This window comes from Mycobacterium sp. NAZ190054 (assembly GCF_001545925.1).
Classification (GTDB): Bacteria; Actinomycetota; Actinomycetes; order Mycobacteriales; family Mycobacteriaceae; genus Mycobacterium.
Map to the genome: position 1 here is coordinate 1 of NZ_LMVQ01000246.1, position 19389 is coordinate 19389.

Annotated in this window: 20 protein-coding genes; 11 read left to right on the plus strand and 9 right to left on the minus strand. The window is 68.5% G+C overall.

The genetic code is table 11. The annotated features are described in order from the left end of the window. From ASJ79_RS17385 to ASJ79_RS17405, 5 genes are all read left to right on the plus strand, one after another. Nucleotides 1-739, plus strand: a 739-nt coding sequence (locus ASJ79_RS17385) for an NlpC/P60 family protein (RefSeq protein WP_231750891.1), incomplete at its 5' end; no start/stop codon positions are given. After that, a complete protein-coding gene (gene ripB / locus ASJ79_RS17390) occupies nucleotides 739-1428 on the plus strand; it encodes an NlpC/P60 family peptidoglycan endopeptidase RipB (protein WP_067957675.1) in 690 nt (229 codons plus the stop codon). The genes ASJ79_RS17385 and ripB, both read left to right, overlap by 1 nt. Before the next feature lie 140 nt (nucleotides 1429-1568). Continuing rightward, the gene (locus ASJ79_RS17395; protein WP_067957678.1) at nucleotides 1569-2711 is read left to right on the plus strand and encodes a MoxR family ATPase; all 1143 of its coding nucleotides are present in this window, start codon (nucleotides 1569-1571) and stop codon (nucleotides 2709-2711) included. Between the two features lie 40 nt (nucleotides 2712-2751). After that, nucleotides 2752-3660, plus strand: coding sequence for a DUF58 domain-containing protein (locus tag ASJ79_RS17400; protein WP_067957600.1), 909 nt, complete (start codon nucleotides 2752-2754; stop codon nucleotides 3658-3660). Between the two features lie 43 nt (nucleotides 3661-3703). Beyond that, nucleotides 3704-4711 (plus strand): VWA domain-containing protein, encoded by a 1008-nt coding sequence (locus ASJ79_RS17405; protein ID WP_067957603.1) that lies wholly within the window; start codon nucleotides 3704-3706, stop codon nucleotides 4709-4711. An 85-nt stretch (nucleotides 4712-4796) separates the two neighbouring features. On the opposite strand, the gene ASJ79_RS17410 is transcribed toward ASJ79_RS17405, so the two are convergent. From ASJ79_RS17410 to ASJ79_RS17440, 7 genes are all read right to left on the minus strand, one after another. After that, complete coding sequence (locus ASJ79_RS17410; protein WP_067957606.1) at nucleotides 4797-5726, minus strand: aldo/keto reductase; 930 nt, start codon at nucleotides 5724-5726, stop codon at nucleotides 4797-4799. 11 nt (nucleotides 5727-5737) lie between these two features. After that, nucleotides 5738-6661 (minus strand): TauD/TfdA family dioxygenase, encoded by a 924-nt coding sequence (locus ASJ79_RS17415; protein ID WP_067957609.1) that lies wholly within the window; start codon nucleotides 6659-6661, stop codon nucleotides 5738-5740. Between the two features lie 24 nt (nucleotides 6662-6685). Further along, nucleotides 6686-7690, minus strand: a complete 1005-nt coding sequence (locus ASJ79_RS17420) for an ABC transporter permease (RefSeq protein ID WP_067957612.1) — start codon at nucleotides 7688-7690, stop codon at nucleotides 6686-6688. A 30-nt stretch (nucleotides 7691-7720) separates the two neighbouring features. After that, on the minus strand, nucleotides 7721-8551 hold the full coding sequence (locus ASJ79_RS17425; RefSeq protein WP_067957615.1) for an ABC transporter permease: 831 nt from the start codon (nucleotides 8549-8551) through the stop codon (nucleotides 7721-7723). Then, on the minus strand, nucleotides 8551-10530 hold the full coding sequence (locus ASJ79_RS17430) for an ABC transporter ATP-binding protein (RefSeq protein ID WP_067957618.1): 1980 nt from the start codon (nucleotides 10528-10530) through the stop codon (nucleotides 8551-8553). The genes ASJ79_RS17425 and ASJ79_RS17430 overlap by 1 nt, the downstream gene beginning before the upstream one ends. 1 nt (nucleotide 10531) lies before the next feature. Next, nucleotides 10532-12142, minus strand: a complete 1611-nt coding sequence (locus tag ASJ79_RS17435) for an ABC transporter substrate-binding protein (RefSeq protein ID WP_082753893.1) — start codon at nucleotides 12140-12142, stop codon at nucleotides 10532-10534. A 148-nt stretch (nucleotides 12143-12290) separates the two neighbouring features. Beyond that, a complete protein-coding gene (locus ASJ79_RS17440; RefSeq protein WP_067957624.1) occupies nucleotides 12291-12947 on the minus strand; it encodes a TetR/AcrR family transcriptional regulator in 657 nt (218 codons plus the stop codon). 226 nt (nucleotides 12948-13173) lie between these two features. Here ASJ79_RS17440 and fabG1 point away from each other — a divergent pair, with 226 nt between their 5' ends. From fabG1 to ASJ79_RS17455, 3 genes are read left to right on the plus strand one after another with little or no spacing between them, the layout of a single operon-like run. After that, complete coding sequence (fabG1, locus tag ASJ79_RS17445) at nucleotides 13174-13899, plus strand: 3-oxoacyl-ACP reductase FabG1 (protein ID WP_197420258.1); 726 nt, start codon at nucleotides 13174-13176, stop codon at nucleotides 13897-13899. A 17-nt stretch (nucleotides 13900-13916) separates the two neighbouring features. Further along, on the plus strand, nucleotides 13917-14726 hold the full coding sequence (gene inhA / locus ASJ79_RS17450) for an NADH-dependent enoyl-ACP reductase InhA (RefSeq protein ID WP_067957626.1): 810 nt from the start codon (nucleotides 13917-13919) through the stop codon (nucleotides 14724-14726). 10 nt (nucleotides 14727-14736) lie between these two features. Further along, complete coding sequence (locus ASJ79_RS17455) at nucleotides 14737-15756, plus strand: ferrochelatase (protein ID WP_067957629.1); 1020 nt, start codon at nucleotides 14737-14739, stop codon at nucleotides 15754-15756. A gap of 4 nt (nucleotides 15757-15760) precedes the next feature. Here ASJ79_RS17455 and ASJ79_RS17460 read toward each other — a convergent pair whose 3' ends face one another. Continuing rightward, nucleotides 15761-16630 carry a hypothetical protein gene (locus ASJ79_RS17460; RefSeq protein WP_067957631.1) on the minus strand — a complete coding sequence of 290 codons (870 nt, stop codon included), beginning with the start codon at nucleotides 16628-16630 and terminating at the stop codon, nucleotides 15761-15763. 59 nt (nucleotides 16631-16689) lie between these two features. Here ASJ79_RS17460 and ASJ79_RS17465 point away from each other — a divergent pair, with 59 nt between their 5' ends. From ASJ79_RS17465 to ASJ79_RS17475, 3 genes are read left to right on the plus strand one after another with little or no spacing between them, the layout of a single operon-like run. Further along, entirely contained in the window at nucleotides 16690-17121 is a 432-nt protein-coding gene (locus ASJ79_RS17465) for an NfeD family protein (protein ID WP_067957634.1), read from the plus strand. 14 nt (nucleotides 17122-17135) lie between these two features. Continuing rightward, nucleotides 17136-18311 carry an SPFH domain-containing protein gene (locus ASJ79_RS17470; RefSeq protein ID WP_067957637.1) on the plus strand — a complete coding sequence of 392 codons (1176 nt, stop codon included), beginning with the start codon at nucleotides 17136-17138 and terminating at the stop codon, nucleotides 18309-18311. Then, on the plus strand, nucleotides 18308-18670 hold the full coding sequence (locus ASJ79_RS17475; protein ID WP_067957640.1) for a DoxX family protein: 363 nt from the start codon (nucleotides 18308-18310) through the stop codon (nucleotides 18668-18670). The genes ASJ79_RS17470 and ASJ79_RS17475 overlap by 4 nt, the downstream gene beginning before the upstream one ends. Here the strand turns inward: ASJ79_RS17475 and ASJ79_RS17480 are convergent. Beyond that, nucleotides 18657-19370: a TVP38/TMEM64 family protein gene (locus ASJ79_RS17480; RefSeq protein ID WP_067957642.1), complete on the minus strand. Its 714-nt coding sequence runs from the start codon at nucleotides 19368-19370 to the stop codon at nucleotides 18657-18659. The two genes, ASJ79_RS17475 and ASJ79_RS17480, sit on opposite strands and share 14 nt — an antisense overlap. Between the last annotated feature and the right edge of the window lie 19 nt (nucleotides 19371-19389).

Sequence of the window (19389 nt, forward strand, 5' to 3'; positions counted from 1 at the left end):
CACCGCGATGTCCCGCGGCGACGACACCGGACTCGGGCCGTGCGTCGACGAGCGCGCCGCGATGGCCAACGCACTCAGCCCGAACGCCGTGGTCTCCATCCACGCCGACGGCGGCCCGGCCACCGGCAACCGCGAGACCGCCTGGGACATGACGCTGCCGCAGATCCCGAGCGCGTTCGTCAGCGGCGATCCGATCCAGATCATCAACGCGGTGCTGAAGATCATCACCACATCGTTGAAGGTGACCCAGGAGCTGGGCCGCAAGTTCCTGCAGAGCATCGGTCTGCTGCCGACACCGACAGGCATCACCAACGGCGCGATCCCGACGTTGTACGGCAGGCAGGCCACCGAGTACGTCATCAAGCGGGGCATGTCGCAGATGGGGGTGCCGTACTCCTGGGGCGGCGGCAACGCGTCCGGCCCCAGCCGCGGAATCGACCGCGGCGCAAACACGGTCGGCTTCGACTGCTCGGGCCTGATGCTCTACATGTTCGCCGGGGTCGGCATCAAACTCGACCACTACTCCGGTTCGCAGTACAACGCAGGCCGCAAGGTGCCCTCGTCGCAGATGCGCCGCGGCGACATGATTTTCTACGGACCCAACGGCAGCCAGCACGTCGCGATGTACCTCGGCGACGGCCAGATGCTGGAGGCCCCGTACACCGGGTCGGTCGTCAAGATCTCGCCGGTGCGCACCAGCGGTATGACCCCGTTCGTGACCCGAATGATCGAGTGGTGATCGCCCTGCGTCGCTTCGTCATCGCCGTGGCCACCGCTGCCGCCCTGCTGGCGGGAGCCGTCGCACCGGCATCGGCCCAGCCCGACAGCGGTCAGTGGGATCCCACCCTGCCCAAGCTGATCAGCGCCGGCGCGCCCGGGGACCCACTGGCCATCGCCAACGCGTCGCTGGCCGCCACCGCCCAGGCCACCCAGGTGACCATGGACCTGGGCCGCAAGTTCCTGCAGACCATCGGGCTGGCGCCCAAGGACGCGCCCACCAGCGTCGCGCCGGGGATCGTGCGCGGGCCCGCGGCCATCGAGTACGTCATCAGGCGCGGCGGCAGCCAGATCGGCACCCCGTACTCGTGGGGCGGCGGCAAGCCCACCGGTCCCAGCCGCGGCATCGATTCCGGCGCCAACACCGTGGGCTACGACTGTTCCGGGTTCACCCAGTTCTCCTACGCCGGGGTGGGCGTCCTGATCCCGAAGTACTCCGGCGACCAGTACAACACCGGGCGCAAGGTCCCGGTCCAGCAGGCCAAGCGAGGCGACCTGCTGTTCTGGGGGCCGGGCGGTAGCCAGCACGTCGCGATCTACCTCGGCGGCGGCAAGATGCTGGAGTCCTCCGGCAGTGCCGGCAAGGTGACGGTCAGCCCGGTGCGGATGTCGGGGTTGCAGCCGTTCGTGGCCCGCATCATCGAATCCTGAGTGTGGCCTGAGGTAAAGCTGAGCAATCCGGGCGACGTCGACGGATCTCCACGCGCCTGGAATAGTTGACGACGAGCGCGCGGCCACGACGGGCCCGCGCCGCGAGACCAGCATGTACGGCGCATGTGGAAGGAATGTTGATGACCTCACCGAGTGGACCGTCGCAGGGCGCTGGAGCATATCCCGGACCGGCCCCGACCCAGGGCTACTCCGCCGGCGCCCACGCACAGTCGCCGTCGGCGCAGTCCAACGGTGGCCTGCAGAACGAGGTGCACACGCTCGAACGGGCCATCTTCGAGGTCAAGCGCATCATCGTGGGCCAGGACCAGTTGGTGGAGCGGATGCTGGTCGGACTTCTCGCCAAGGGGCACGTGCTGCTCGAAGGCGTGCCCGGCGTGGCCAAGACGCTGGCGGTCGAGACCTTCGCCAAGGTGGTGGGCGGAACGTTCGCCCGTATCCAGTTCACCCCCGACCTGGTGCCCACCGACATCATCGGTACCCGGATCTACCGCCAGGGCAAGGAGGAGTTCGACATCGAACTCGGCCCGGTGGTGGTCAACTTCCTGCTCGCCGACGAGATCAACCGCGCACCGGCCAAGGTGCAGTCCGCGCTGCTGGAGGTCATGGCCGAGCGCAAGATCTCGATCGGCGGCAAGACCTTCCCGCTGCCCAGCCCGTTCCTGGTGATGGCCACCCAGAACCCGATCGAGCAGGAAGGCGTCTACCAGCTGCCGGAAGCCCAGCGCGACCGGTTCCTGTTCAAACTCAACGTCGACTACCCGTCGCCGGAGGAAGAGCGCGAGATCATCTACCGGATGGGTGTCAAGCCGCCCGAGCCCAAGCCGATCCTCAACACCGGTGACCTGCTGCGCCTGCAGGACGTGGCCGCCAACACCTTCGTCCACCACGCGCTGGTCGACTACGTGGTGCGCATCGTCACCGCCACCCGCGAACCGGAGAAGTTCGGCATGCCCGACGCCAAGGCGTGGATCGCCTACGGCGCCTCGCCGCGTGCCTCGCTCGGCATCATCGCCGCGTCGCGGGCGCTGGCGCTGATCCGCGGCCGCGATTACGTGATCCCGCAGGACGTCGTCGAGATCATCCCCGACGTGCTTCGGCACCGCCTCGTGCTCACCTACGACGCGCTGGCCGACGAGATCTCCGCCGAGACGGTGGTCAACCGCATCATGCAGACCGTCGCGCTGCCCCAGGTGAACGCCATTCCGCAGCAGGGCCCTTCGGTGCCTTCCGGAGTCCCGGCCGCGGCGGCGAGCGGTCGCTGACCTGGTGACACGCTCAAGCCGCTCCGTCGACCTGCCGTCGATGCAGCGCGGAGAAATCCGGGACCCGGCGCTGACGGCCGCGCTGCGCAAACTCGAGCTGACGGTGCGCCGCAAGCTGGACGGCGTGCTGCACGGCGACCACCTCGGGTTGCTGCCCGGACCGGGATCCGAGCCGGGGGAGTCGCGGGTCTACCAGCCCGGTGACGACGTGCGACGGATGGACTGGTCGGTCACGGCGCGCACCACGCATCCGCATGTGCGGCAGATGATCGCCGACCGCGAACTGGAGACCTGGTTGGTGGTCGACGTGTCGGCCAGCCTGGACTTCGGCACCGCCAACTGCGAGAAGCGCGATCTGGCGGTGGCCGCGGCCGCGTCGATCGCATTCCTCAACAGCGGCGGCGGCAACCGGATCGGCGCGATCATCTCCAACGGCGACACCATGCGCCGGGTGCCCGCGCTGTCCGGCCGGATGCACGAACAGGAGTTGCTGCGGGCGATCGCCACCACGCCGCGGGCGCCGGTCGGGGTACGCGGCGATCTCGCCGCCGCGATCGACGCGCTCCGCCGGCCGGAGCGGCGCCGCGGAATGGCGGTGATCATCAGCGACTTCCTCGGCCCGATCAACTGGATGCGTCCGCTGCGCGCCGTCTCGGGTCGACACGAGGTGCTCGGCATCGAGATCCTCGACCCGCGCGACATCGAGCTCCCCGACGTCGGCGATGTCGTGCTGCAGGACACCGAGACCGGCCGCACCCGCGAGTTCACCGTCGACGAGCAGTTGCGCACCGACTTCGCGCAGGCTGCCGCCGCGCACCGTGCCGACGTCGCGCGCACCCTGCGCCGTTGCGACGCGCCGCTGCTGACGCTGCGCACCGATCGCGACTGGATCGCCGACGTGGTCCGGTTCGTCGCGAGCAGGCGCCGCGGGGCACTCGCGGCGCGGTGATGAGACCGACGAATGCTGAAAACGACGAAATGACAAGTGACGCATGAATTTACCGTTGCTCGGACCGATGTCGCTGTCGGGTTTCGAACACCCGTGGTTCTTCCTGTTCTTCTTTGTCGTGCTGGGACTCGTCGCGCTCTACGTCATCGTGCAGCTGTCCCGCCAGCGGCGGATGCTGCGCTTTGCGAACATGGAGCTGCTGGAGAGCGTGGCCCCGAAACGGCCCAGCCGCCTGCGCCACCTTCCCGCGGTGCTGCTGATCCTGTCGCTGGTGTCGTTCACGATCGCGATGGCGGGCCCGACCCACGACGTCCGCATCCCGCGCAACCGCGCGGTGGTGATGCTCGTCGTCGACGTGTCGCAGTCGATGCGCGCCACCGACGTCGAACCCAACCGGCTCGTCGCCGCGCAGGAGGCGGCCAAACAGTTCGCCGACCAGTTGACCCCCGGCATCAACCTCGGTCTGATCGCGTACGCGGGCACCGCGACGGTGCTGGTGTCGCCGACCACCAACCGCGAGGCCACCAAGACCGCGATCGACAAGCTGCAGCTGGCCGACCGCACCGCCACGGGTGAGGGCATCTTCACCGCGCTGCAGGCCGTGGCCACCGTCGGCGCGGTGATCGGCGGCGGCGACGAACCGCCGCCGGCGCGCATCGTGCTGATGTCGGACGGCAAGGAAACCGTGCCGTCGAACCCGGACAACCCGAAAGGCGCCTACACCGCCGCGCGCACCGCCAAGGACCAGGGGGTGCCGATCTCGACGGTGTCCTTCGGTACCCAGTACGGCTACGTCGAGATCAACGAACAGCGTCAGCCGGTGCCCGTCGACGACGAGATGCTCAAGAGGATCGCCGACCTGTCCGGCGGCGACGCGTTCACCGCGTCGAGCCTCGAGCAGCTCAAGGATGTCTTCACCAATCTGCAGGAGCAGATCGGCTACGAGACCATCAAAGGCGACGCCAGCGTGGGCTGGCTGCGGTTGGGTTCCCTCGTCCTGGCACTCGCCGCGCTGGGCGCGCTGTTGATCAACCGCAGACTGCCCAACTGATCAGCACCGCATGGTGCCGACGGCCGGCTGTGGACCGCCGCACCGGCGACCTGCAGGGCGCGGGGTCGGCCGTGACGCCGGCCGGTCAGTTGTTCTCCGCAAGCCCGGTGCGCCACGACTCCTGATGTACCGCCGCGGTCGCGGCGAGCACCTCGGCGAGCAGCTCTTCATCGATGGGCTCGGTGGCCGCCCGCACTGCGGAATCGAGATGCAGCGGTTTCGTCGTGCCGATCACCGTGGTGGCGCAGCCTGAGCGCTGGATGGCGAACTGATTGGCCAGATGGCCGATGTCCACGCCGTGCCGCCGGCAGATCGCGGCGGCCCGTTGCGCGGCCGCCACGATCGCATCGCTGACCGGGACGTCGATCCGCAGCCCGCCGACGGTCAACAGTCCGTTGGCGACGGCGGCCGCGTTCATCACCGCCGTCTTGTGCTCGTCGGCGACCGGTAGCAGGCCGTCGGTGAGCTCGGTGTTCAGCAGTGTGAAGTGCGCATAGCTGAGCACGACGTCGAGATCTGTCTCGGTGATCGCCCGGCGCAGGGTGGCCAGTGGGTAGCCGGTCATCCCGATGAAGCGGCACTTGCCCTCGTCACGCAACCGGACCAGTTCGCCGTATGCCGCACCGAAAACGCCGTCCAGGGACACGAATTCGATGTCGTGCAATTGCAGGATGTCGACGTAGTCGGTCTGCAGCAACTGTAGGCTTCGATGGACACCTTCCCGGATGCGCCGCGGTGTGAAGTCGAACTCGTCCAGCCCGTAGCGGCCCGCCTTGGTTGCGACGATCACCTCGTCTCGCTTGCCACTGAGGGCGCGGCCCAGCCGTTCTTCGGCCAGTCCATGACCGTAGAACGGCGACGAGTCGAACAGGTTGATGCCGGCATCCAGGGCGTCCTGGACGGTCCGTAACGCGGTGGGTTCGTCGGCGGGGCCGAACACACCGCCCAGCGGTGCGGTGCCGAACGCCACCGCCGACACCTGCAGGCCGGTCGCCCCGAGGGTGCGGTACTCCATGTCAGAACTGGTCAGAGTAGTCGGCGATGTTGGTCTGCTGCATGTGGCGGCGCTGCCCCGGCGTAGTTGTACTCCGACACGCTGTGCAACAGGCAGCGGTTGTCCCAGATGACGAAATCGCCGAGCCGCCAGTCGTGCCGGTACATCAGGTGCGGCGTGGACGTGATCCGGTCCAGCAGACCTTGCAGGAACTCCCGGGTGCGCTCGCGGCCCATGCCGTCGATATCGATGACCTCTTCGATCGAGAACCACAGCGCCTTGCGGCCCGTCACCGGGTGGGTACGCACCAGCGGACGTCGTATGTCGGGGAACTCCGCCGCCTGCTCCGGGGGCAGTGGGCTGCTGTCACCGTCGGCCTCGGCCAGCCAGCGCTGCAATGTCACCCAGCTGAACGTGCACGTCATGCCGTCCACCATGGCCTTGGTCTGGGCATCGAGCATCTCGTATGCCAGATAGCCGTTCGCGAAATACGTTTCGCCGCCGGTTTCGGGCACCTCCACCGCGTACAACGTAGTGGCCTTGTTGGGATGGCGGAAACCGGAACCGTCGGTGTGCCATTCCATTCCGCGCATATTGGCCTCGCCCACCCGAGTGCCGTCCTGGTTGACGATGTTGGACAGGTTGCGCACATCGGGCCAGTCGCCGTCGGCCGGAGCGACGCCCGCGTAGCGCGGGCCGATCTCACCGAAGATGGACACCACCCGCATCTGATCGGCCGGCTTGAGATGCTGATCGGGGAAGCACAGCAGCGAATACACATTGAGCGCCTGCACCAGTGTGGCCTGCACCGCCTCGCTGAGTTCGCTGGCCAGATCCACGCCCTCCACCACGGCGCCGAACGTGCCGCCCAGCGGACGGAAGATGATGGGGTCGATGCCGTTGGCCGACAAGGTCAACGTCTCACATTCGCGGGTGGCGTAGGTCATCGTCGCCATGGCGTCTTCTATCTCCTGACTCGGTTAGCGGATTGCGGAACGGATGCGGGGGTCGATGACGGACTGCAGCACATCGGATATCGCATTGATGGCGACGTAGGCGGTCCCGATCACCAAGGTGATGCCCGCGATGGCGGGGAAGTCGGCATTGGGTATCGACTGGCTGGCATACAGGCCCAAGCCCGGCCAGGAGAACACGGTTTCGACGACGACGACTCCGGCGAACATCGCGCCGATCTGGAATGCCGCCACCGCGAGTACGTCGTTGAGTGAGTTGCGCAGTGCGTGCCGGCGCAGAATCTGCAGATCCGACAGGCCGATGGCGCGGGCGGTCTGGGCGTATTCGGAATTGAAGGTGTCCTCAGGCGAATTGCGCAGCACTCGACCGATCGCCACGGCCGGCGCCAGTGCCACACACACCGCGGGCAACACCAGATGCCGCAGCGCGTCCAGGAACCCGGCCGCGTCCAGACCCAGCACGGTGTCCACCAACAGCAGTCCGGTCGGTCCGGTAGCCAGGTTTGCGTCGGTGACCCGGCCGCTCGTCGGCAGCATTCCGGTCCATACCCCGAACACCAGGATGAGGCCGATGGCCAGCAGGAACGGGGGCGCCGAGGAGCCCGAGATCAGCAGGTAGCGGATCCAGCCGAACCGGGCACCGCCGAGCACCGCGGCGGCGCCCAGCACGAGCCCGAGCACGAGGGCCAGCGCCACCGCGGCGATCGCGAGTTCCAGGGTGGCAGGCAGATACCGGGCGATGTCCGCGGTCACCGGGCCGCGTGTGGTCACCGAGATGCCGAGATCGCCTTGCAGGGCGTCACCCACGTAGTTGAGGAACTGCACGGTGATCGGCCGGTCGTACCCCAGCTCGTGTTCTTTGGCGGCGACCGCCTCGGAGGAGGCATTGGCGCCCAGCAGGGCGCGGGCCGGGTTGAGCCCGCTGACATGTTGGAGCGCAAAGACGATGGCGATAAGAGCCAGCAGTACGGCGACACCGAACCCCGCGGTGCGTGCGACATAACGGGTCATCCGCGACTCCGCATCCGGGCCGCGAGCGCGTCACCGGCCAGGTTGGCGGCGAACGCCAGCACGAAGATGGCGACCGCAGGCGCCACCGGAAGCCACCACTGGCTGAACAGGTAGGGCAGGCTGCGTGCGGTCATCGCGCCGAGTTCCGGTGCTGGAGCCGGTGAGCCGAGACCCAGAAAGGCCAGCATCGGACAGGGTGATGACGACGGCGCCGATATCCTGGCTCATCGTGGCGATCACAGTCGAATAGGTTCCGGGCACCAGATGTCGGCGCGTGCGGCGGACCATCGGCACCCGGGCCAACAGCACCGCGTCGTGGTGCGGGCGGCCCTGCAGTGCCAGCAGTTGGCTGCGCACGATGCGCGCGTACAGCGGCCACCAGACTGCCAGCACCGCCAGCAGGGTGTGCAGATATCCGGGTCCGATGGCGACCACCACGGTGACCGCGAGCAGGGCAGCCGGCAACGCCATGCAGATATCGGTCATCCGCATCAGCAGTGTGTCCAGCCAGCGCGGCCCGAGGGCGGCGATGGTGCCGACCAGTCCCCCGGCAAGCGCGCTGAGGATGACGACGGCGAACGCCCCGAACAGGCTGGTGCGCAGGCCGTAGAGGATCCGGCTGGCCATGTCGTAGCCGACCCCGTCGGTGCCGAGAAGATACGACGCCCCGGGCGGCAGGAACGGATCGCCCGCGGTCGCGGTCGGCGGGTACGGCGCCAGAATCGGGGCGCACACGGCGGCCAGCACCAGCGCTGCGAAGAGTGCGGCACCGGCCAGCTCACCCAGCGCGATGCCGCCGGCGCGGTGCCGGTGTAGGCCGCGCCACAGGCCGACCGTGCGACCGGTCATCGCGATCGCCATCAGCGGCTCCCTTCGGCGATGATCGTGCAGGCCAACAGGTGGTCCCCGGTCAGCGGGCGCAGGGCTTGGTCGTCGACCGCGCAGCCGTCCGCGGCCAGCGGGCAGCGCGGATGGAAGGCGCAGCCAGACGGCACCCCGGTGGGGCTGGCCGGATCGCCCTGCAGCCGGATGTGGCCGCCGCAGGCCTCCGGCAGCGACGCCAGCAGACCCTGGGTGTACGGGTGCCGCGGTGACCCGGTGATCTCGTCGCTCGGTCCGATCTCCACGATCCGGCCCAGGTACATCACCGCGACCCGGTCGGCGATCAGCCGGGCCGCGGCCAGATCGTGCGTCACGAACACCACGGCGAGGCCGAGTTCGCGGCGCAACCTGCCCAGTAGGTTGAGTACCACCGCGGCCACCGAGGCGTCCAAAGCGCTGGTCGGTTCGTCGCACAGCAGCACGGTCGGGCGCGCGGCGAGGGCCCGGGCGATCGCCGCGCGTTGCTTCTGTCCGCCGGAGAGTTGGCGCGGCAGCGAGCGGGCGGCAGCGGCGGGCAGGCCGACGCGGTGCAGCGTGCCGTCGAGTTCCGCGGCGATGTTCCCGGCCGCGGTGCCGGCCGCCCGCAGACAGTCCGAGATCTGCTCACCGATCGTCAGCCACGGTGTCAAAGAGGCGCCGGCATCCTGGAAAACCATTTGCACACTGGCGTTTCGGGGGAGATCGACGGTCCCGGAGTCGGCGGTCAGTAGGCCGGCCGCCACCTTGAGCAGGGTGGACTTCCCGCAGCCGCTCTCACCCACGATCGCCAACGAGTCACCCTGGTGCAGCTGCAGGCTGACCCCGCGCAGCACCTGCGCCGAAGTCTTGGCGCGGCGCGAACCGTGCTGGAAGGTCTTGACGAGATCGTGAAGAAGCAGTGCTGGGCTGTTGGTTTGCTGTGCGGCCGGCCATTCGGTGCGGGTGGCGGTATCCGGCTGTGAGGTGCCGGCGGCGTGACCGGCATGCAGGCAGCGGACCTGGTGCCCGGCGGCAAGCGATACCACCGGCGGGGTCATGCTCCGGCATTCCGGGGTGACCGCCGGACAGCGCTGGGCGAAGGCACATTCTGTGCCGACGCTGCCCGGCGGTGGGGGAGCGCCGGCCAGTGTCGGTAGCGGGTGCGATCGATCGGAGTGCAGATCGATGCGCGCGTTGAACAACGCAGCCGTGTACGGGTGTTGTGGGTTGGCCAGAATGGTTGCGGTGTCCCCGGTTTCGACGATCTGGCCGGCGTACATCACCGCTATGCGGTCGCACACCCGGGCCGCCGCGGCCAGATCGTGGGTGATCAGGATGAAGCTCATCCCGGTGTCGCGGCGCAGATCCAGGATCAGGTCGAGTATCTGCGCCTGCACGCTGACATCGAGGGCGGTCGTGGGTTCGTCGGCGATGACCAGGTCCGGGTTGCCGGCGATGGCCATCGCGATCATGACCCGCTGCCGCAGCCCGCCGGACAGTTCGTGTGGGAACTGGCTCATCCGCTGCTCGGGGTCGGGGATGCGGGCGGCCGCCATGAGCCGCAGGGCCTCCGCGCGGTCGCCACCGGTCGCCTCGAGGACCTGCTTCCCGATCCGCATCGTCGGATCCAGCGAGACCATCGGGTCCTGGAAAACCGCCCCCATGGTCGCGGAGCGGTGCTTGCGGCGCGTCCGCTCGCGGGCGCCGACCATGTCGACACCGGCGACTCGGATGGCGCCCTCGACCTTCGGCCGTGAGCGCTTGGGCAGCATGCCCAGGACCGTTTGACCGAGAACGGTTTTCCCTGATCCTGACTCGCCCACCACGCCGACGATCTCGTTGCGTGCCACGGTGAGATCGACGCCACGCAGCACCGGCAGCCGGGTGCGGTCACGGTGCAGGGTCACCGCGAGGTCTGCGACCTCGACGACGGCGTCGGCCGGCCCCGTGCCTGCGGTGCCGAGCAGCGTGGATCCCGCTGACGTGGTGGAGGCGGTCATGTCAGGCGCGGCCCAGTTTGACCAACTCGAGGGTGGACGGCGTACCGACGGTGTAGGCCTCCTCGACGCCGGTCAGCGAGGCGTCCACGATCATCGTGGTGGCCCGGTTGCCGATGTTGAGCCAGCACCCGGTCTGCCAGGCGAGTTCGGCGACCCGGTTGAAGGTGTCCATCGATCCGGTGGCCGCGGCCTCCGCGTCGAGTTCGTCGACACCGGGCACCTCGCAGGAGAAGAACTGCAGACCGCCGTCGGTGTCGAACTGGAGATGGGTCCAGGCGTAAGCGGTTCGGGCGTCCGGGCCGAATTGCGCGAGCAGGATCTCCGGGGCGTTGCGGGCGGCGGCCGGATCACCGACCCAGCTGAAGCGCTGCGAGGAGGTGATGGGCGTGACTGACGCCTGCAGGCCCAGCTCCGACAGTTGCGCTGCGATCCGGTCGGCCACCAGCTGATCGTCGGAGGCGTCGTTCTGATAGGCGATCTGCAGGGTGCGCTGGTCGGCCGGCATCGCGGCGACCCGGGCGCGCAACGGTTCGGTGTCGTAGCTGATGTTCTGCAGCGCGTAGCCGTCCGGTACCTGGCCCTTGGGGCTCATGGTGTCCGAGGGCTCCGACATGCCGGCCTTTTCCAGATCGGCCATCGCCGCGGAGACGTCGATCGCCTTGAGTAGATCCATCCGGGCTTCCGGCGAGGTCAGGAATCCCCGGTGTGGATTCATGTAGACCTGCTGGTTTTGCAGCGACGGGTAATTGTGCACCTTGAACTTGCTGTTGTTGGCGAACTGTTGAACCGTTGCGGCGCTGGGGAAATGGACGATCGCGCCGATGCGGCCCTGGTTGGTCTGAATGATCTGGCTGGATTCGTCGGCGACGACAGGGAAGTTGACCGTGGTGAAATGCGGCTTCTCGCCCCAGTACTCGTCGAAGGCCTTCAGCGAGTAGAACTCGTTCGTTTTCACCTCGGCCAGCGTGTACGGGCCGGTCCCCAGATCGTGGTTCTGCAGATAGGTCTGGGCGTGGTCATCGCCGGCGTGCTCCGCCAAGCCCTTCGGGCTCATCATCTGAGGCGCGTAGGCGCAGGCCAGGTAGTCCAGGAAGTCGGCGTTAGGCTTGCCGAGCCGCACCACCGCGGTCAGCGGTTCCGGTGTCTCGACCGCGACGACGTCGGCGAGCATGTAGGCCGGGCCGCCGTTGACGGCCGTGCGACGGGCGAAATTGGCCTTGACCGCGGACGAATCGAACGGGGTGCCGTCATGGAACTTCACGCCGTCACGGAGCGTGAAGGTGTAGGTCAGGTTATCCGGCGAGACGGTCCAGGCGGTCGCCAACCACGGGATGATCTTCTTCTCAGGGGTGCCCGGCTGGTATCGCAGCAGGCCCTCGTAGACATTCTTGATCAGCATCAAGGCCTGCGCGTCGTAGTAGGTGTCGGGGTCGGGCGGACCGCCGAGGTCACCGCGAAAACCCAGGTCGAGGGTGTCGGGGCTGGCCGACGGCTGCGACGCCGAGCCGCCGCACCCGGTGACCAGGGCGGCGACCGCCACCAGCGCGGCCGCCAGTACTCCGAAGACGCGTACGCGATTGTGTCCGGCAGGGCTACCAGCACCGCTTCTCATATCGATCCACCTGTCTGTCGATTGACAGGTAGACAACCAGGCATACGTTTCTGGACCGTTACCGCGAGTTTCTCCGGTGCAAAAAAACTAACCGAGGTGGTGGTGCGGCGCCCGAGGAGCCGGCCGGCGCAAAAGGTTCACACCTCAGTCACGGCCTGTGGGGGGTCGCGGTGGTCGCCGCGGCAAGCGCCGCTCGGGCCAGGTCGGCGCTCAACAGGCGCTCGGCGTCGCTGAGATCGTCCAGCTCGAGAGTGCGCAGCACGGCGTCTGCGATGAGCACGATGTCGACGTCCTCGGAGTCGGCCCGCATCCGGATGACCGTCTCGACCAGCCGGTAGGGGAGGCTCAGCCGTGTCGGATCCAGCGACAGCCCGGCCGCCGCGCGTGCCGCGGCGCACATCTGCCGGTACTTCTGCCGCAGCCGGGCATTGAGCGCGAAAAAAGACGCGAAATCCGGCAGGTTGCGGATCTCGGGCAGCATGTACAGCGCCCCGAGGTTCCACCGCTCCACCAGTAGCTGGGACATGTCGCAGCTGGCCGCGGCGTGCAACCGCACCGCCGGACTGCAATCGGCGCTCTCCAGGTGGGCGATCGCGGTCAGCGGTGCGGCGACAGTGTCGAGCATCAGCGATTCCAGGATTGCCTGCTTGGTCGGGAAATAGTAATACAGCGAGGCCTGTTTGATGCCGACCCGGAGCGCGATCTCGCGGGTGGTCGTCGCCGTGTATCCCTTGGTGGTGAACAGTTCGGCAGCGGTGTTCCGGATGGCCTGCACAGTGGCGCGTTCGTCACCCGACGTGCGCATGCCGGAAGCCGTATTACCGCCTGCACTCGCTTGGGGATGCCTTGATGCCATGTCCACCGCCCCGATCGGAATTCGAAGTGGAACTCTAGAGGACCTGAGCCGATCCGGTCCGGTGAGCGGCTCGTCATGGTTGCGCCGGGCGGCGGGGCGGATCACGGTTCGGTGCAGCTGAGACGATAGGTTGATGGTCATGAGTGACAGCGCAGCCACCGATGCCCAGGAAACCATGGGCGGCCGTCCCGCATTCGTGTCCCGCTCGGTCCTGGTCACCGGCGGTAACCGCGGAATCGGTCTGGCCATCGCTCAGCGCCTGGCCGCCGACGGCCACAAGGTCGCCGTCACCCACCGCGGCTCCGGTGCGCCCGACGGACTCTTCGGGGTGCAGTGTGACGTCACCGACAACGAGGCCGTCGACCGCGCGTTCTCGGCGGTCGAGGAGCACCAGGGGCCGGTCGAGGTGCTGGTGTCCAACGCCGGAATCTCGGCGGACGCGTTCCTGATGCGGATGACCGAGGAGCGGTTCCAGAAGGTCATCGACGCGAACCTGACCGGGGCGTTCCGGGTCACCCAGCGGGCGTCGCGGAGCATGCAGCGCAAGCGGTTCGGCCGGATCATCTACGTCGGTTCGGTCTCCGGCATGTGGGGCATCGGCAACCAGGCGAACTACGCGGCCTCGAAAGCCGGCCTGATCGGCATGGCGCGCTCGATCTCACGCGAGCTGTCCAAGGCCAACGTCACCGCCAACGTGGTGGCGCCCGGGTACATCGACACCGAGATGACCCGCGCGCTCGACGAGCGCATCCAGCAGGGAGCGCTGGACTTCATCCCGGCCAAGCGGGTCGGCACCGCCGAGGAGGTCGCCGGCGTGGTCAGCTTCCTGGCGTCGGAGGACGCGAGTTACGTCGCCGGCGCGGTGATCCCGGTCGACGGCGGCATGGGCATGGGCCACTGAGACAGATAAGGACTGACATGACAGGCTTTCTCGAAGGCAAGCGGATCCTGGTCACCGGGATCATCACCGATTCGTCGATCGCGTTCTACATCGCCAAGGTCGCGCAGGAGGCGGGCGCCGAGATCGTGTGCACCGGCTTCAACCGGCTGCGCCTGATCGAGCGCATCCTCGACCGGCTGCCGGCCAAACCGCCGCTGCTCGAACTCGACGTGCAGGACGACAAGCACCTCGACACCCTCGCCGACCGGGTCACCGAGGTGATCGGTGAGGGCAACAAACTCGACGGCGTGGTGCACTCGATCGGTTTCATGCCGCAGACCGGCATGGGCATCAACCCGTTCTTCGACGCGCCGTACGAGGACGTCGCCAAGGGCATCCATATCTCGGCGTACTCCTACGCATCGCTGGCCAAGGCGCTGCTGCCGATCATGAACCCGGGCGGCGCCATCGTCGGCATGGACTTCGACCCGACCCGCGCAATGCCGGCCTACAACTGGATGACGGTCGCCAAGAGCGCACTGGAATCGGTCAACAGGTTCGTCGCCCGAGAGGCGGGCAAGGTCGGCGTTCGCTCGAATCTCGTTGCGGCCGGGCCGATCCGGACGCTGGCGATGAGCGCCATCGTCGGCGGTGCACTGGGCGACGAAGCCGGCGCGCAGATGCAGCTCCTCGAGGAGGGCTGGGACCAGCGGGCGCCGCTGGGCTGGAACATGAAAGATCCCACCCCGGTCGCCAAGACGGTGTGCGCGTTGCTCTCGGACTGGCTGCCGGCCACGACCGGCACCGTGATCTACGCCGACGGCGGCGCCAGCACCCAGTTGCTGTGACGAGCTGACCGTGTCTCCTGACGCCCTGCTGCTGTTGTCGTTCGGGGGACCCGAGGGTCCCGAGCAGGTGATGCCGTTCCTGGAGAACGTCACCCGGGGACGTGGCATCCCCAGGGAGCGGCTGGAATCGGTTGCCGAACACTATCTTCACTTCGGCGGGGTGTCACCGATCAACGGCATCAACCGCGACCTGATCGCTGCGATCGAGGCCGAGTTGGCGCGGCGCGGCCTTCAGATACCGGTCTACTTCGGCAACCGCAATTGGGCACCGTACGTCGAGGATGCGGTTGCCACCATGCGCGACAACCAGATTCGCCGTGCGGCGGTGTTTGCGACGTCGGCGTGGGGCGGCTATTCCGGCTGCGCCCAGTACCAGGAGGACATCGCCAGGGGGCGGGCCGCGGCCGGTCCGGACGCGCCGGAGCTGATCAAGCTGCGGCAGTACTTCGACCACCCCCTGCTGATCGAGATGTTCGCCGACGCCATCGACGCCGCGGCGCAAACCCTTCCCGGGGAACTGCGGGACAAGGCGCGCCTGGTGTTCACCGCGCACTCCATCCCGCTGCGTGCGGCTTCACGTTGCGGGCCGGACCTCTACGAGCGTCAGGTGGCCCACACCGCAGCGTTGGTGGCGGCCGCCGCCGGGTATGCCACGTACGACCAGGTATGGCAGTCACGGTCGGGGCCGCCCGAGGTGCCCTGGCTGGAGCCCGACGTCGGCGACCACATGGAGGCGCTGGCGGCAGCGGGTGTCGAGGCGGTGATCGTGTGCCCGGTCGGTTTCGTCGCCGACCACATCGAGGTGGTCTGGGACCTCGACAACGAACTCGCCGAGCAGGCCGCGGCGGCGGGCATCGCGTTCGCGCGGGCCTCGACCCCCAACGCCGAACCGCGCTTCGCCGAACTGGTCGTCGACCTGATCGACGAACTGCGCCTGGGACTTCCGCCGCGCCGGGTGGGCGGCGCGGCGGTGCCCGGGTACGGCAGCAGCGTCAACGGTGCACTGTGCACCCCGGACTGCGAGAGCTGACCGGCTAGCCCCGCCAGGCCGAGTGCAGGATCGTGTCGACGGCGGCCAGCCGTGCCGAGCGCACCACGGCGGCCAGGGGCCGCAACGCGTCGCTGGCCAACTGGACCTCCGAGGAGCTCTGGAGCCCGCTCGGGATCAGGCCCGAGCTGACGGTGATGATGGCGTCGACGTGCGCGGCGTTCTCCAGCACCCGCACCGCCCGCGTCGGCGCGTGATCGGGGATGCGGTGCAGGCGGGCCGTGTCGAGCACCTGCTCGACGAGCCGGCGCGGATCGGCGACCTCGCCGCCGGCGGCGCCGGCCCGCAGTCCCCCGAGGGTGTCGGCGGCCGAGCGCACGGCGTCGCGCAGCTGGTATTCGGACTCGCCGAGGTCGAAGTGGCCTGCCGGCGGTGCCGACGAGAAGGAATACACCGTCCAGGACAGCCCGGTCAGCTCGGCCTCGAACTCGAAATCGGCGTCGGGATCGGCCGGATCCGGGAAGCTGTCCTCGTATTCGAAGTCCGGGACCAGCCCGATCGCGCCGTCCACTCCGTTGACGGTCACCGCCTCACCTGCGGTGACCGCGTCACGCCCGAACTGCGTTCCCGGCGGCAGCCCGCGGACGTCTCCGGGCACCGGCAGTGTCAACGCGATCGCCGGTTGCGTGGCGCCCCGCCCGGCCGCGGTGCGGACCGTCTGCAGCAGCGACATCGACGCCGCGTCGTCGAGATCCGGCCAGGACAACCCGGTGCGCTCGGCCGCGACCGAATCGTAGGCCGTCACCGAATGCCTTGTCGTCCATTGGGATAACGCGTCGAGGACGTCGTCCGGCGCGGCCGCGCCTGCCAGCCAGGCGTTGGCCCATACCGATAGCGAAACACTGGGGCACCACATGATGGCTGCAGTGTAGTTGTTAGCCGCTCATCGGGTCGGTTGCGCGATAGGCTGGCGTCATGCCTGTCTCGCTGATCTGGCTGATCGCAGCACTGGCGCTGGCCGGCGCCGAGGCGCTGACCGGCGACATGTTCCTGCTCATGCTCAGCGGCGGTGCCCTTGCCGCCGCCGGATCCAGCTTCGTTCTCGACTGGCCGGTCTGGGCGGACGGCATCGTGTTTCTGGTCGTGTCGGTGCTGCTGCTGGTCGGGGTGCGTCCCGCGCTGCGCCGCCGGATGCTGTCCGGCAAGGGCCTGCCGGAACCGGTCAGGGCGCTGGAGGGCAAGAGCGCGGTGGTCCTGGACCGGGTCGCCCGCCATGAAGGCCAGGTCAAGCTCGACGGCGAGGTGTGGACGGCCAGGCCCTACAACGAGAACGACGTGTACGAACCTGGCGATCATGTGACCGTCGTGCACATCGACGGCGCCACGGCGGTCGTCTCCAAGATCTAGGGAAGGAGCTCCAGGTGGACGGTGCTATCGCAGGGTTGGTCCTGCTCGGCGTGCTGGTGCTGTTCGCCGCGGTGGTGGTGGCCAAATCGGTTGCGCTGATCCCGCAGGCCGAGGCCGCGGTCATCGAGCGCCTCGGCCGGTACAGCCGCACGGTCAGCGGTCAGCTCACCCTGCTGATCCCGTTCATCGACAAGATCCGCGCCCGCGTCGACCTGCGTGAACGGGTGGTGTCCTTCCCGCCCCAGCCGGTGATCACCGAGGACAACCTGACCGTCGCGATCGACACCGTCGTCTACTTCCAGGTCACCAACCCGCAGGCCGCGGTCTACCAGATCAGCAACTACATCGTCGGTGTCGAACAGCTCACCACCACCACGCTGCGCAACCTCGTCGGCGGGATGACGCTGGAGCAGACCCTGACCTCGCGTGACCAGATCAACACCGCGCTGCGCGGCGTGCTCGACGAGGCCACCAACCGGTGGGGTCTGCGGGTGGCCCGCGTCGAGTTGCGCGCGATCGACCCGCCGCCGTCGATCCAGGACTCGATGGAAAAGCAGATGCGCGCCGACCGGGAGAAGCGCGCGATGATCCTGACCGCCGAAGGCAGCCGCGAAGCGGCGATCAAACAGGCCGAAGGTCAGAAGCAGGCGCAGATCCTGGCCGCCGAGGGTGCCAAGCAGGCCGCGATCCTGGCCGCCGAGGCCGATCGGCAGTCCCGGATGCTGCGGGCTCAGGGTGAACGCGCGGCCGCTTACCTGCAGGCCCAGGGCCAGGCCAAGGCGATCGAGAAAACCTTCGCCGCGATCAAGGCCGGCAGGCCGACACCGGAGCTGCTCGCCTACCAGTACCTGCAGACGCTGCCGGAGATGGCCAAGGGTGAGGCCAACAAGGTGTGGCTGGTGCCGAGTGACTTCGGTTCGGCGCTGCAGGGATTCACCAAGCTGCTCGGAGCCCCCGGAGAGGACGGCGTGTACCGGTACACGCCGTCGCCGGTCGACGACACACCGCCGAAGTCCGACGACGACGAGGTCGCCGACTGGTTCTCCACCGAGACGGATCCGGCGATCGCGCAGGCGGTCGCCAAGGCCGAGGCCGAGGCCCGCACCCCGGTGGAGGGCCCCGGCTACCTGTCGGCCCCGCAGGCTCCGGGCCAGCTCAGCGCGCCGAACCCGGGGGCCGACGACCGATGAGCCGGCTGACCTCGCCGCGGACCTACGCGGTACTCGCGGCCGTGCAGGCCGCCGACGCGGCGGCCTGCGTCGGACCGATCGCCCCGGTCAAGAAGGCGTTCGACGACGTCGGGCTCGCCGAGGAACTCCGCCCGCTGATCCCGGTCGTCAAGGCGGCCAGCGCCGTCGGGTTGTTGTCGGTGTACCGCCGGCCCGCGCTGGCCCGGCTGACCACCTTCATGCTGACGGTCTACTTCCTGCTCGCGGCGGGTTCCCATGTCAGGGTGAAGGATTGGAGCCCGGGGTTGGTCGCGTCGTCGTCGCTGCTCGTGCTGTTCGGCGCGATGACGGTGAAGGGCCCCGAGGTCAGGACACCGTGACCGGCGTCTGACTGCGCCGATGGCTCCTGAGCTCGTAGATCAGTCCGGCCACCCCAAGCGCCGCGGTGCACAGCGACACCACCAGCAGCACCGGGCTCACCCGCCCGGTCAGCGCGTCGCCGAACACGACGATGGCCGACGTGCCCGGCAGCACGCCGACCAGCGTGGCCAGCGTGTACGGGAGCACCCGCACCGATGACGCGCCGGCGGCGTAGTTGAGCACCGAGAACGGCACCGCCGGGATCATCCGGGTGGCGAGCACCACGGGCCAGCCCCGCTCGCTCAGCCGCTTGTCCACGGCCTCGACGCGGGGATGGCTGACCAGCCGGCTGACCTGCCAACCCGCGGTGCGGACCAGCAGCAGTGCGATGACCGCGCTGAGCGTGCTGGCGGCCACCGCGATCGGGATGCCCAGCACCGGACCGAACAGCAGACCGGCGGCCAAGGTGAACGCGGTGCGGGGGAACGGGAACACCGTCACCACGGCGTGTGCTGCGAAGAACGCCAGCGGGAACCACGCACCCACCGAGGTGGCCCAGTCGCGCAGCTGCACCGCGGTCGGCAGCGGTACGAACAATGCGACTGCGACGAGAATCACAATCCCGGACAGGACGGCCGCGAGCCTGCCCCGGGGAGCCGTCCTCAGCGTGGCGACGACCGTGGCGCCGACGGTACGAAGCGCGCTGACTACGGATTTCACGACTACCAAGGGTACGGGG

Bases quoted from the DNA above. Each gene is read 5' to 3' on its own strand.
- ASJ79_RS17395 (WP_067957678.1), top strand. From the start codon at position 1,569: ATGACCTCACCGAGTGGACCGTCGCAGGGCGCTGGAGCATATCCCGGA.
- ASJ79_RS17400 (WP_067957600.1), top strand. From the start codon at position 2,752: ATGCAGCGCGGAGAAATCCGGGACCCGGCGCTGACGGCCGCGCTGCGC.
- ASJ79_RS17405 (WP_067957603.1), top strand. From the start codon at position 3,704: ATGAATTTACCGTTGCTCGGACCGATGTCGCTGTCGGGTTTCGAACAC.
- ASJ79_RS17410 (WP_067957606.1), bottom strand. From the start codon at position 5,726: ATGGAGTACCGCACCCTCGGGGCGACCGGCCTGCAGGTGTCGGCGGTG.
- ASJ79_RS17415 (WP_067957609.1), bottom strand. From the start codon at position 6,661: ATGGCGACGATGACCTACGCCACCCGCGAATGTGAGACGTTGACCTTG.
- ASJ79_RS17420 (WP_067957612.1), bottom strand. From the start codon at position 7,690: ATGACCCGTTATGTCGCACGCACCGCGGGGTTCGGTGTCGCCGTACTG.
- ASJ79_RS17425 (WP_067957615.1), bottom strand. From the start codon at position 8,551: ATGGCGATCGCGATGACCGGTCGCACGGTCGGCCTGTGGCGCGGCCTA.
- ASJ79_RS17430 (WP_067957618.1), bottom strand. From the start codon at position 10,530: ATGACCGCCTCCACCACGTCAGCGGGATCCACGCTGCTCGGCACCGCA.
- ASJ79_RS17435 (WP_082753893.1), bottom strand. From the start codon at position 12,142: ATGAGAAGCGGTGCTGGTAGCCCTGCCGGACACAATCGCGTACGCGTC.
- ASJ79_RS17440 (WP_067957624.1), bottom strand. From the start codon at position 12,947: ATGCGCACGTCGGGTGACGAACGCGCCACTGTGCAGGCCATCCGGAAC.
- fabG1 (WP_197420258.1), top strand. From the start codon at position 13,174: ATGGGCGGCCGTCCCGCATTCGTGTCCCGCTCGGTCCTGGTCACCGGC.
- inhA (WP_067957626.1), top strand. From the start codon at position 13,917: ATGACAGGCTTTCTCGAAGGCAAGCGGATCCTGGTCACCGGGATCATC.
- ASJ79_RS17460 (WP_067957631.1), bottom strand. From the start codon at position 16,630: ATGTGGTGCCCCAGTGTTTCGCTATCGGTATGGGCCAACGCCTGGCTG.
- ASJ79_RS17465 (WP_067957634.1), top strand. From the start codon at position 16,690: ATGCCTGTCTCGCTGATCTGGCTGATCGCAGCACTGGCGCTGGCCGGC.
- ASJ79_RS17475 (WP_067957640.1), top strand. From the start codon at position 18,308: ATGAGCCGGCTGACCTCGCCGCGGACCTACGCGGTACTCGCGGCCGTG.